Below are 13,003 nucleotides of genomic sequence, written 5' to 3'. Positions count from 1 at the left end.
CGGAGATGGAGTCAAACACAGATTCCGTCACACGGTCAGTAATACGTTAATCGTTCTTAAAACGTTCAACCCGAAAGGGGATTCAGGTGTTTTAGATACAGAAATTTTAATCTCTGACTATCTAAAACACTATACTCATGACTTTCAACGAAGCAATCAAAAGTTCACGCGTAGTCCTCGTGGAGTTCTACGCCTCATGGTGTCCTCACTGCCAGCGCATGATGCCGGTCGTAGCACAAGTCAAGGAACTGCTTGACGGAAAAGTACCTGTATTCCAATATGACATCGATAAGGAAACCGCAGCCGCCGATGAGGCCGGTGTAAGATCCATCCCTACATTCATCATCTATGATGACGGTGTGGAACAGTGGCGTCACAGCGGTGAAATCGACGGTGAAGTCCTCCTTACGAAGGTCGATTCATTCAAGGATAAGTATTGATCCTATATTCTAAAACTAATCCAATATCCTGAATCCCTGACGCGGGAGTGGCAGATTTCACCTTCAACGAAACTCAGCCACTCCCACGCCTTTTAGGACAGAATCAACGTAAAAACCATTTCCAAAGACTTCTGCAACGATGACGACCGACGGCACAAATACTATTTTCAGCGATTTCCTCCGGGAACTCGGAGTGAAACATACAGAGGACTATTCGGATTCACGTTTCTCACAGATGCCGTTCAAAACACTGTTCGGCTTCTCGAAACTACTTGAAAGTTACGGCATCGAGAATGAGACCATGCGTATCGGTAGTCCCGAAGAGTTAAACTCACTCCCGATCCCTTTCATCGCTCATACCGGGGCAGGCTTTGTGATCGTGACATCCATCACACCGGAAAGTATCACCTATCTCACCCAAGGTGAAAGCGAAACCGTCAACACGGAGGATTTCAAAGAGGCTTGGGATGGCGTGGTGCTCCTCGCCTATCCCGATGATAAGTCAGTCGAACCTGACTACGGCTCACATATCCGTGACAGGTTCATTACCAAAGCCAAGGCATGGGTACTTGCAGCAGGCATCGTGGCTCTATTCGCCTATCTTTTCATATCCAACGATCTTTACCGCCATCTCTCGCTATGGGGAGTGGCTGCTGTTGACATATTCGGCCTGTGGCTCACCTACATGCTCGTCCAGAAGTCTGTCAAAATAAAGAATGCCGCGGCTGACCGCGTGTGCGGTGTCCTCGAAGCCGGCGGTTGCGACAGCGTACTTGAAATGAAAGCGTCGAAATTCTTCGGGATATTCGGATGGAGCGAGGTCGGGTTCGCATATTTTTCCGTCAGCTTACTCACACTGCTGATGTTTCCTGAATGGATCAAATATCTTGCTGCCTGCAACGTCTGCTGTCTGCCTTTCACATTCTGGAGCATCTGGTATCAGAAATTCCGCGCAAAGGTGTGGTGTACACTCTGCGTCAGCGTGCAGGCATCGCTGTGGCTACTGTTTTTCTGCTACTTGGGAGGCGGATGGCTCAAAGATATCTTCCCGCTTAAAATCGAGTTCTTCGTTCTCGGTGTGACCTATCTGACCGTCCTGCTCGGTCTCAACCGGCTTCTGCCATTGATTGACCGCTCAGAGGATACTCATGACAACGATAGTGCCGACAGCCTCTCGTCCCGTTAAGCGATAATTGATTCCAAATCAGCAAATCCTATCGAATTATGAAAACTATCACACGCCCAAACCTCAAGAGTGCCGTAAAGCTCTCCGCACGCGAGATGAATGCCCTGCGCTTCTCTCAGAAACACACTGTCCTCACTCCCGAACAGCTTGAGACCATCGCCGCATCGAAAACCACGACGGCAACCGCCTACGCAAAGTAAGCACCACGCCACACTGCTAATTCAGAATCCATATATCCGAAGATAAAAATTCGGATAACGATATAAAACCAATTTGTCAAAATAAAAATCCCATCCGGCTACTGAATCTTTAGCCGGATGGGATTTTTATTTTGACAAATTGTCCTTTTCAGTTGAACGATCAGGCCTCGGCTGCATCATCGGCCGCTTTTGCCTTGCGGCCACGCTTTGCCTTGGGAGCATCATCAGCCTTCTTTGCCTTTGATGCACGCTTTGCGGATTTTGCATCCTCAGCGTCGTCCTTACCGGCATTTTCACGGAGAAGATGCTCCTCATTGAAATGCTCGATGTTCTTACGCATTGACTCAGCCTCCTTGTTGAGATGCTCGATCTCGCGCTCCTGATTACGGATGGTGGTGAGGAGCGAGCTGAGTTCCTCATTGTCGATCGACATGGGGTACTGCTCCTCGACTCGTACGATGAAGTCAGCAAGTACATTCATGTAGTTGGTGAACGCATCGAAAGGAGTATCGTAGGGCGAGAACTGGGAGTGAACCGAACCATCGTGCATGTTCTTGGTGGACATGTAGAAGAAATGATCGGAAGCCTGAAGATAATACCAGTCCTGCTTCAGACGGCGGTCCTCACAGAGACGGACACGTTCGCTGACAGAATAGAGCTTCTGGAAAGCCTCGTTCTGAAGCTTGTTGCCGAGCCATGCGGAAGTGTCGCGTGCCTCGTCGGCCCATGAGATAGGATGGAGAACTGAAAGCTCTGCGACGGGTTTGAGCTTGCTGACAGCTGTTGTGGGAGTCCAGAACTCTACGCCACGCTCCTCAGCAAAACGGGGAAGTGCTTCGAGGAACTGGAAGATACCGGTCTCGCGAGGCTGGAAATCGCCGAACACTTCAAGATTCATGAAGAGGTTGACGATCTGCTCCTCAGCGGGAGTGGATGCGATCCAGTCGATATACTTATCGGCGGTGAGGGGATATTCCTCCCATGAAGTATTCGAGAAATTGTCGGCGATATCGGATGAGAACTTGTCATTCTTGAGAAGGATCTTGAGCTTGGGTGCGGAAGCTGCACAATATACATAGTTGGGCGACTTCCATCCGAGGATATGCTTGGCACCTTCAGTGATCACACCCTTGTAGCCCATAGCGAGGATCTGCGGGGCAAGCTCGTCGCTATAGATAAGCTCTGTATTGCGGAGTACCTTGGGAGTCTGGCCGAAAAGCTCCTTGATCTTCTCGTCATGAACTTTCACCTGATTTACAAACTCATCGGGATCGGCGAGCGATGCCAGTGAGTGAGCGTAGGTCTCGGCGAGGAATTCAACGCAACCGGTGTCGGAGAGTTTCTTGAGAAGGTCGATAAACTCAGGAACATACTGCTCGAACTGTTCGAGGGCGGTACCGGTGATAGAGATAGCGCATTTGAACTTACCGTTGCTCCCCTCGATCATGCGGAGAAGAGTCTCGGCTGCGGGGATGTAGCTGCGCTGAGCTATGCGGGTGACGATGTCATCGTTAGCGAAATCGTCATAATAGTAGTGGTCGTTGCCTATGTCGAAGAAGCGATATCTTTTCAGACGGAATGGTTGATGGATCTGAAAATAAAAACAAATTGCTTTCATGATTTATGTCTGTATAATTGGTCGTGGGGCTACGAAACGTTGCTTTTTTATCTCGCCACCACTATTATTTATTTAACACCTTGTTATATATATCTATGACCTTACGTCCGGCCTTGTCCCAAGTGATCTGGTTGACCTCGGCTAGACCGTCCTCGCGCAGTTGCTGATACATGGCGGGATAAGTGACGATCGAGTTGATGGCATCGGCCATAGCGTCGATGTCCCAATAGTCAGTCTTGATGACGTTGGTAAGGATCTCTGCACAACCGCTCTGCTTGGAGATGATGGAGGGAACACCCATCTGCATCGCTTCGAGCGGCGAGATGCCGAACGGTTCTGAGACGGAAGGCATGATATAGACATCCGACGCCTTCAGCATTTCATAGACCTGATTGCCGCGCTGGAATCCGGGGAAGTGGAAACGGTCCGCGATACCGCGCTCGGCGGCAAGAAGGATCATCTTGTCCATCATGTCACCGCTACCGGCCATGACGAAGCGCACGTTCGGATTATTCTTGAGCACCTTGGCGGCTGCTTCGACAAAGTATTCAGGGCCTTTCTGCATGGTGATACGTCCGAGGAAGGTCACGACCTTATCCTTGCTCTTGTGCTCAGGCACATTGAGCTGTTCGGGGGTCAGCGGGGTCACGGCGTTGTGGACCGTGGTGACCTTGGCCGGATCTATACCATAATTATTGATCACGGTGTCGCGTGTGAGGTTTGACACGCAGATGATATGGTCAGCATGTGTCATGCCGTCCTTCTCGATACCGAACACAGTGGGATTGGGCTTCCCTCGTGAACGGTCGAACTCCGTAGCGTGAACGTGGATCACGAGCGGCTTGCCCGACACCTGCTTGGCGTGGATGCCGGCGGGATAGGTCAGCCAGTCATGCGAATGGATGATGTCAAAATCAATCGTGCGCGCAACGACTCCGGCACAGATGGAGTAATTGTTGATCTCCTCGACAAGATTGTCGGGATAACGGCCGGAAAATTCGATGCAACCGAGATCGTTAGTGCGCATATAGTTGAAATCGGCATATATATGGTCACGCAGACGGAAATAGAGATCCGGATCCATGACATTGCCGATGCGCTGCTCGACATAGTCGCGGCTTACGTCGCGCCATGCGACGGGGACTTGCGACATGCCGATGATATGGGCGAAGTGCTTCTCCTCATCGCCGAAAGGCTTGGGTATTACAAAAGTGATGTCCATATCGCCACACTCCCACATACCCTTAGTGAGACCGTAGCTGGCAGTACCGAGACCGCCGAGGATGTGAGGGGGAAATTCCCACCCGAACATTAAAGCTTTCATGGGGGTGTGAAGATTAGTCCATTATAAATTTCTTGAGTGTAGTGAGCGTACGGAGCACTTCGGCCACATTGGTCACATGGCTGATGGCACCGCGGCCTGTGAAGGGAGGATTGGCATCGTAGAGCTGCGAGAGCGAACCGATACAGCCATTGGTCATCTCGTCCTCAAATCCAATGAGCATACGGTCGATGTAGCTGACACCGCTCATGCCGAACACCTTCAGATAAGCATCGGAGTAGAAGCCCATGAGCCAAGGGCGGGCAGGTCCGTTGTGGAGAGCCATCTCGCGCTCTTCGGGCGATCCGAGGTAACACGGACGATAGCCGTAGCTCTTGGGTGAGAGCGTGCGCAGACCCTTAGGAGTAAGGAGCTCGCGGGTGACGATATCGAGCACTTTCTTGCGCTGACGGCGGTCGAGAGGCGAGTAGTCGAGACCGATTGCGATAGCCATATTGGGACGGACAGACGGATCGGCGTACGTGCCGTTCACGTAGTCGTAAAGATAACCGTAGTCATTGAGGAAGGTGTTCACGAAAGGTGCTGCCATCTTCTCGGCCATGTCGCGGAACTTCTCTTCATCAGGCGTACCTTCGGAGAGTTTTGACGCGAAGATGAGTGCGTTATACCAAAGAGCATTGAACTCGACGAGCAGACCTGAACGCGCTACGATGGGGCGGCCTCCGAGCGAAGCGTTCATCCACGACATCGGTTTGTCAGTGCCTTCGGTGACGAGCATACCGTTGTCATCCACCTTGAGGAAGGGATGATTCTGACCGAGTATATAGTTGAGGATCTCACGGATTACGGGGAGATATTTTTCCTTTGCCTCATCGCGACCGTAAGCCTTGGCATACTGCTGGAGTGCCCACACAGCCCACAGGGGGACGTCAGGGAGATCGATACCGATTATACGCTTGTCGTGCTCGCCAGTGGCCATGAAATGTTTCAGAGCCTTGAGGGCGGTATCGGTGATCCTGTGGAAATCGTCGCGGTGATTGATGGCGATAGTCGCACCGGGGACGGCCATGAAAGTGTTGCGGGCGAGAATCTTGCCCCACGGATAACCTGAGAGCAGATACATCGAGTCCTTCTCGCGGAGGTAACACTGCTTGACAGCATTCTTCAGACAGTTGAAGAACGACGTGCGGCAGGTGCGCTGTGCGATCTCAGCCTCATACATCTTGGCGAGCGAGCGCGGAGCCACCTCGCTGAGTCCGGCCGAGAAGATGATTGACTCACCCTTCTTGATGGGCACTTCGAAATAACCGGGCACCCAGAGATCCTCGCAGTAAGGCACACCGCGTTCGAGATCCTTGACATACTCGAAGCCATTGTACCAGTTGGGCTCGTAAGTCCACGTTGGTTTGTGGCTGAACTGCATGTAGAGGCGGGGATAGCCGGGATAGAGACAGGCCGAGACACCGTTCTTGATCTCCGGGATGGTGGGATCAAGCGCATTGTTGGCCACACAGAGCTCGTTGGCGTCACGGAACGCAAGCACCGGGCGGAAACGCAGAGTCGTCGGCGAATGTGCCTCGACGAGAGTGTAACGGATGAGGATGCGGTTCTCGTTGGAGATAAATATTTTCTCCTTGGTGAGAATGACACCTCCGACACGATAGGTGGTACGGGGGACGCTCTCGCAATCAAACTCACGGATATACTTATGTCCGTTAGGGCTCATGACACCGCCGCGGTAGCGGTGGAGAGCCAGATTGAAGGGAGCACCGTGCTGATAGACCGTCAGGTCGAGTGACGATAGCATGACATGCCATGAATTGCCCAGCTCCGGGACAGGGACCACGAGGAGTCCGTGCTGCTTGCGGGTATTGCAATCCACTATCGTCGTGCAGTGATAAGCACCCGACTGATTAGTGCGGAGCATTTCCTTCGGGAGTGACTGCTCCAAGTTAATCATGAGGTTTTTATCAAATTTAAGATAGCTCATGTAAGGGTAAAGTTTATTTGATTGTTAGATTCGATAGCGATTAATTATTAGAATTGAAGCGGCTCTGTCGAATGGCCGGAGAGATGAAGAGAAGATTATAGCTTGACCGTCGGGAAGATCGCCGTTATCAAGTCACGAATTTATACTTTTATTCCGATAAAAGCAAACTTTGCGCGTGAAAATTAAATAATGTTTTGCAGTCCTGCTGTGGGGCTATGTTACACAACACAAAGTCGTGTCATTTTAACAGTTTCCGGAACTTTCGTCGTAAATCATGAGGCTTAACATACGAAAATCCCCGAACCGACATCGAATGCCGGTCCGGGGTATATTTTTCGTCACAATAGTGTCGTGGATAGAGGTGGGGATGATCCTTATTTAAGGATATCCTTTACAGCATCGTTAGGAACCATCTGTTCCTGAAAGGTGTATGCACCGGTCTTTGCCGACTTAACGACTTTGATGACCTTGCTATAGGTGCGGCCTTCGCCTTTTTGCAGAGATGCAACGGTTTTCTTTGCCATGAGTCAGTAAATTATTTAATTTCTTTGTGAACGGTAACTTTCTTGAGGATGGGGTTGTATTTCTTCAACTCCAGACGCTCAGTAGTGTTTTTGCGGTTCTTCGTTGTGATGTAACGCGAAGTGCCGGGCATGCCTGATGCCTTGTGTTCGGTGCATTCGAGGATGACCTGAACGCGATTTCCTTTAGCTTTCTTTGCCATCTTCTTATAAAATGTCTAAGTATTTGATTTCAGTTATATAACCCTTTGCGGCTGCTTCTTTGATAGCAGCATCAAGACCCTTCTTGTTGATGGTGCGAAGGCCTGCGGCTGAAATGGTAAGGGTGATCCAAGCTTGCTCCTCAACCCAGAAGAATTTCTTGTTGAAGAGATTTACATCAAACTTGCGCTTAGTGCGACGCTTTGAGTGCGACACATTATTGCCCACCATTGCTTTCTTGCCTGTGATCTGACAAATTTTTGACATGGCTGTTGGTTTTTATCTCTTTGTTATTAACTAATAATATAAGTCACAGCGTCTTGTGGCCGCCATCTCCCTTCTCATATCAGGGCTAAGTGCATCATTCAAAGCCCTTTTCCAAGGATGTGCCACAAAACTCGGCTGCAAAGTTAAGCATTTATTCCCGCTTGGCCAAAGTTTTTTCACTCTTTTTAGCTATGACTCACATATTTTTACTTCATCTCACTCGGTGAAGCGACTATTCCGCATAGCATACGAATTTCATCAGACTAATATGGTCTGTAGGATACGTTGTTTATCACAAATATCTACAGACCATAAATTTCCAATCGGTTCGGTTCATTGAAAACGTCCCCTATTATTCATCATATATCGGATTATTCGGGAAAATATCCCTGAATGTATAGCCGAATACATAATGCATCAGGAGAAGAACCACCAGCCATAAGATAGCAATTATCAGTAATGCCAGCAATTTCTGCACAAATGCGTTATGGGGAGGACACGGATAATACACTTTCGAATATTTGTTAACTATCATACATATAATAGACAACAATGAAACTGCAAGCAGATTCGGAAAGGTAAGGATGAATTTTAGAAGGATCATGGCTTATAAATAGTTACATTAATGCACTTCACCGGTTTAAGCACCTGATGAGATAACTTCCAAGACGAAGAAAACATAGGCACTTCTCATGACAAACAAATCATAAGATTAACGGCATTTATTTTGTAAAAAACAAGCAAAAACTTATACTTTCGCAAATATATTAATTTTTTATCATTTACAATAGCTTTTAGTTAAAAATCTATCATTCGGCATATTTTTAATTACATTTTTTCATCATCGCATCTTTTCGAGTAAGTTCCGACACTAACTTTGCAGGAGTTAAGAGAAAGGGATCAAAACTGCATTAATCAAAACTGCATTATTAATAAAACCAAAGAACTCCATGAAATACAGATCTATGACACAGATTTAAAGGAAAAAAGCAAAAGGTGCACGCAACCAATCGGCCACGTACACCTTCTGGGAAAATACTATGTACTGTTTAAAACAGAAACTGTACCATCAGAGAACCACTTTTACGGCCTCACACTTGCCATCGGCAGATGTGGTCACCTTTATGGCTATACCTCTGTAGTCCGCACTGACACGTATGCCCTGAAGATTGAAGTATTCGACATTGACAACGTCACCGTCGGCACTAATCCCGGCAATACCCGAATTAGAGATGTTGACCTCGGTAGCCTTTATGCTTAGACCACCCATATCATTGGCAGAGCGGAGAGTGTAGATGCCATCGCCTTCAGGCACGAAGCTTGATTCGGAAGTATTGGTGAGATACTTGCCGTCCTTGAAAATCACAGTCGTGCGTACCTGCGGATTCTCACTCCAAGTGATCTTGCCGTCGGCAAGGCTTGCGTCAGGAGCCTCGGTAAGCTCCGTATAGTCAGTCGGAAGCCAGCCGTCAGTACCGCCGAGGACATTGGTCACGGTGAAGCGTGCAGCTTCTTCCTCGCTCAGCACGGGTGAATAGCTGTTGGTGCTCGTCGGAGAGTTCTTGCGTTCGGAGAGATCAAGGAGCTTGCCGTCCTTATCAGTAGAGCCGAACTCATAGAAATGGGTGGGAAGAGTGCCCATACTTGTCCATCCGGCAGATGCGGGGAGCACATTCATGCGGGTGTTGATGTAGTAGATACGGGGTTCGTTCTGCCAAGGGCGTCCGAGATGATAGCTACCGTCAACCACTTCCTTCGCACCATCCACAGCCGAGATGGTACAGTTGCTGAACACGTAGCCCCAGCGGAGTGATGCCACGGAATTGGGAGCAGCGATCACATTACCGTTGCGGTCCTCAAGCACGAGGTCACAGTGGTCATAGAAGTTATCGCCGCCGCCACAGATGAAATCGACAGTACCGTGGATCTCGCAACGGTCAAAGTATGCACGCTCTCCGGTCACCTGAGTGTCCTGATTGCCGAGCATGAGCACATTCTTCATGATGGTCTTGTTGCCGCCATAGACAGCCACCGCCTGACCGGAATTCTTATCGGCCATGCCGTAGTTGAAATCATTGCGGAGGGTAAGATCCTGAAGATAGAAGCCGGAACGGTCACGGAGGTTAAGGACAGGGTTGGAGATACCGTTGCGTGTGCCGCGGAGCACTACTCCGTCACGGCTCTCACCGATAAGCGACACGTTGTAGCACTGGAAACGCTGCTCTACGCCTTCGAAATTATAATCACCGTTGAGGATGAAGATGATCTTGCGCTCGGAATCAACCGATTTATTAGAAGCATTGACAGCAGAGAGCGCGGCCTTGAATTCATCGACAGTAGAAACGACATAGTCGTAAGCCTGCTTGGTAGCCACAGGACGGTCAGCGGTGACGATCTCGCAGACGATGGCTTCGGGATTGGTATTGCCGAAGAAGTCAGAGGCAGCCCCGGCGGCAACAGTGAATGCGTTTGTCGAATTATAATCCAGATTCCATACACTGAAGTTGAGAACAGTAGCTCCGCCTTCGGCCGAGACCTTGGTGCCGTTGACTGTTGCCTCGGTGTCACGCATCTCGCGGTCGAAAGTCAGCGTCACTACTGCGTGATTGTTATTTACCTTGACATCCTTGCCGACAAGCTGCGGATTAGTACCGGGATTGGTCTTTTCGATGACAAGTTCGATAGCGGCATAGGGCTGGTTGCCTCCGGTAAGCACAAATTCGATCGGAGCACCGGGCTTATGGTCCTCAAGCATGCAGACGAGATCATAAAGCTCACCGCGCACAAAGTTGTGACGCGAAGGCACATAAGCAGTCGCGCCCTCACTCTTGAGAGAGGTCAGACCCTCGCCGTTACCGTAGTTGGCCGAGAATCCTGACAGGATGAACTGCTTGACGATCACTCCGGCAGGTACTGATAATGTATGGTCAGTCGAATTGAATTTGAACTTCGTGCCGTTCCATCCGTCAAGACTTGCACATTCGAGAGTATAGAGGCCGTTGCTCCATCCGGTACCGGTTTTTCCGTCAGTAGTGTAGTTGATCACCACACGCTCATCCTTCTCACCGGGATTGTAGATATGCACACCTTCAACAGTAAGAGTGAACTTACGGCCTTCGGATTCAAGCGTATAGACAACCTTGCCGGATTCAATGCTCGATGTCACAGCGGGGATCGAACCGTCGGCCATAGTAGCCTTGAGCTCCGGAACAGACGTATAGACATTCCCGCTGAATGTAGCAGCGAAGGCATCGGCGGTGTTGAGCTGCTTCAGGATCGCCGCAGAAACGGGTGTATTGTCAAGCGAAAGAGAAGCGACCTGCGCCTCGCCGAGATGGAGGACGCGGAGTGTATATCGGCTCTTCAGGGCTACAGCTCCCTCAGTCGGCTTGATATTGAATGTCAGGAAGCTGGACTGATTCGCACGCGGAGTGCGGATGGTGTAGCTGCCGTCCTCATTGTCCGTGATATCGATCTCGTCACCGTCGATATCCTCACCGGTGACACTGACAACCGCATTCTCGACATTCGGGCGGATAGTGACCTTAGAGTCCGTATAATCGATGGGGAGTTTGCACTCATAGTCATAATCAACGCCTTCCGAAGCGGCGAGATCACCCACAGTGAATCCACCGATCTTTGCCACCGGCGCATCAAGAGTGGCGTAGAGATACACGTCGTCAAGATTGAACTGATTATCCTGACTGACACTTGCGCCCGGACCTTTCCAAGTCGAGGCGGGGAAGATACGGATGGCGACGCTCTCCTGTCCGGCCACGGGGAGATCAATATCAGTCACGACCCAAGTCTTATAGGACGCACCGGCAAGATAGCTGTCACCGGCAAGAGTCCAGTTGTTTCCGTCGGTGGAATAAGCCACGGCGTAGTACTGCGTCGGGCTGTTGTGACCGGCAGCGTTCACCGAAAGACGGATATCCTTGTAGCCTGCGGTGGAAGTCCGGATCTCATAATAGTTGTAGGGATTCTGATACGAATAGGAGTTTCCGTCAGGAAATGCCTCGGTCTTGTCGCCCCACACGTATGAAGCGGATAGCTCTTTGGGCGTAGGGACAGGACTTGTCAGGTGGATCGCACATCCGTCGCAGCTGATCGCACCTTGCTCAAGATACGCACCCTTGTCATCCTGCGCTGCCACTTGACCGGTGCGGGTCTGACGCCAAGGCATCAGCCATGTGTCGGACGATCCGGTCTGTTCGTTGGGTTTGAGTTTGAGTCCGTGGAGGTTGGATGAACTTGAAGCAGCCGTAGCCGTAGGGGTGGCCACGTCATCGGTAACAGAATATGTATTGTTGAACGACCAATGGGCAAGAGTGACAGCGGTCTGTGCAGCGCAAAGCTGGCTCACCGCTATTAACGCACCCATGCAGGTCAGACTTTTTAATGTTTTCATTGTGTACTGATTTTAAGTGGTGAATGGTGAATTGACTGGACTTTTTTTGAAAAACGGGTGTGACAAGCTTAAAAAGTTGACACACCCTTTCCAATCATATCTATTTTACCCTACTCTCTCAATCATTTGTGAAAGTAGCTGAACGGACTGTCTTAACGCTTGATGAACTTCTTACCGTTCATGATGACAAGACCGCGGTAGTTCTCGTCAACACGGATACCCTGAAGATTGTACATCACACCGTCTTCCATTACGGGACGTGCGATCTCGACATTCTCGATGCCTGATGTGGGGAGCTTGCCGAAAGTCACTTCAAGCACGACGCAAAGCTGCTCACCAGTGTTCTGGAGCTGAACTGAAGTCAGGTTGGGGAGAGCGACCTCAACCTTGTCAGGATTGTTCTTATAGGCGGGATCAGTCTTGGCGTTATCGCTGTAGTCCTTGAGGATTGTTGCGGTCTCCTCAGTATAGGTAGTCTCGCCGATCTGTTTCCAGTAGCATACACGGCCTTCGCTGCCCTTGGCCACACGGTCATAATTGATGTAGCTGTAGATTGCAAGCTTGTTGATCGCATAGCCTTCGGGAGCATGGAGAGTGTTCATGGCACCGTTTGAAAGCTTGATGGTCTTGTATGATTCCTCGTTGATGAGAATGCTTTCTGCACTTGAGTAAGACTTGTCGGTACGTTCGAGAACGAGGCTCATGCCGTTGGTCCACTTGATGAGGTTGCCGTCGCCCATTTTGCCATCCACTTCTGCATTGCCGGTGTCGCCATACTCTGCGTCAGCGGGCCAGTAGCAGAGTACAGTAGATTGCTCCTCAAGCTCACCTGCCTGATCGCTACCCTCTGATCCGCCATCAACGGCTGTGAAGGCGATGTTGCGGAT

Annotated in this window: 11 protein-coding genes; 3 read left to right on the top strand and 8 right to left on the bottom strand. The window is 50.0% G+C overall.

Going from position 1 to position 13,003, the window contains the following annotated elements; translation table 11 throughout:
• Nucleotides 1–137 precede the first annotated feature (137 nt).
• The 3 genes from K2G41_RS07110 (at nucleotide 138) to K2G41_RS07100 (ending at nucleotide 1,826) form a co-directional block, all read left to right on the top strand.
• Entirely contained in the window at nucleotides 138–440 is a 303-nt protein-coding gene (locus tag K2G41_RS07110; protein WP_300116786.1) for a thioredoxin family protein, read from the top strand.
• Between the two features lie 139 nt (nucleotides 441–579).
• Nucleotides 580–1,626: a vitamin K epoxide reductase family protein gene (locus tag K2G41_RS07105; RefSeq protein ID WP_300116784.1), complete on the top strand. Its 1,047-nt coding sequence runs from the start codon at nucleotides 580–582 to the stop codon at nucleotides 1,624–1,626.
• Nucleotides 1,627–1,664: 38 nt separating this feature from the next.
• Nucleotides 1,665–1,826: a hypothetical protein gene (locus K2G41_RS07100; RefSeq protein WP_300116782.1), complete on the top strand. Its 162-nt coding sequence runs from the start codon at nucleotides 1,665–1,667 to the stop codon at nucleotides 1,824–1,826.
• A gap of 160 nt (nucleotides 1,827–1,986) precedes the next feature.
• Here the strand turns inward: K2G41_RS07100 and K2G41_RS07095 are convergent, their stop codons facing one another.
• The 8 genes from K2G41_RS07095 to K2G41_RS07060 all read right to left on the bottom strand — a co-directional run.
• Entirely contained in the window at nucleotides 1,987–3,444 is a 1,458-nt protein-coding gene (locus K2G41_RS07095; protein WP_300116780.1) for a glycoside hydrolase family 57 protein, read from the bottom strand.
• A gap of 64 nt (nucleotides 3,445–3,508) precedes the next feature.
• Complete coding sequence (locus K2G41_RS07090) at nucleotides 3,509–4,768, bottom strand: glycosyltransferase family 4 protein (RefSeq protein ID WP_300116779.1); 1,260 nt, start codon at nucleotides 4,766–4,768, stop codon at nucleotides 3,509–3,511.
• Nucleotides 4,769–4,781: 13 nt separating this feature from the next.
• Nucleotides 4,782–6,716, bottom strand: a complete 1,935-nt coding sequence (locus K2G41_RS07085; RefSeq protein WP_300116777.1) for a glycogen debranching enzyme N-terminal domain-containing protein — start codon at nucleotides 6,714–6,716, stop codon at nucleotides 4,782–4,784.
• Between the two features lie 374 nt (nucleotides 6,717–7,090).
• A complete protein-coding gene (locus K2G41_RS07080; RefSeq protein WP_123614064.1) occupies nucleotides 7,091–7,240 on the bottom strand; it encodes a DUF4295 domain-containing protein in 150 nt (49 codons plus the stop codon).
• An 11-nt stretch (nucleotides 7,241–7,251) separates the two neighbouring features.
• Entirely contained in the window at nucleotides 7,252–7,440 is a 189-nt protein-coding gene (gene rpmG / locus K2G41_RS07075; RefSeq protein WP_107033239.1) for a 50S ribosomal protein L33, read from the bottom strand.
• Nucleotides 7,441–7,444: 4 nt separating this feature from the next.
• Entirely contained in the window at nucleotides 7,445–7,705 is a 261-nt protein-coding gene (gene rpmB, locus K2G41_RS07070; protein ID WP_123614065.1) for a 50S ribosomal protein L28, read from the bottom strand.
• A 1,069-nt stretch (nucleotides 7,706–8,774) separates the two neighbouring features.
• Nucleotides 8,775–12,116 carry a pectinesterase family protein gene (locus K2G41_RS07065; RefSeq protein WP_300116774.1) on the bottom strand — a complete coding sequence of 1,114 codons (3,342 nt, stop codon included), beginning with the start codon at nucleotides 12,114–12,116 and terminating at the stop codon, nucleotides 8,775–8,777.
• A gap of 152 nt (nucleotides 12,117–12,268) precedes the next feature.
• The coding region (locus K2G41_RS07060) for a hypothetical protein (RefSeq protein ID WP_300116772.1) at nucleotides 12,269–13,003 on the bottom strand (735 nt) is incomplete at its 5' end.

The organism is Duncaniella sp. (genome assembly GCF_029056165.1).
Classification (GTDB): Bacteria; Bacteroidota; Bacteroidia; order Bacteroidales; family Muribaculaceae; genus Duncaniella.
Note: the sequence above shows the minus strand (reverse complement) of the source record. Positions and strands in the feature narration are given on the sequence as shown.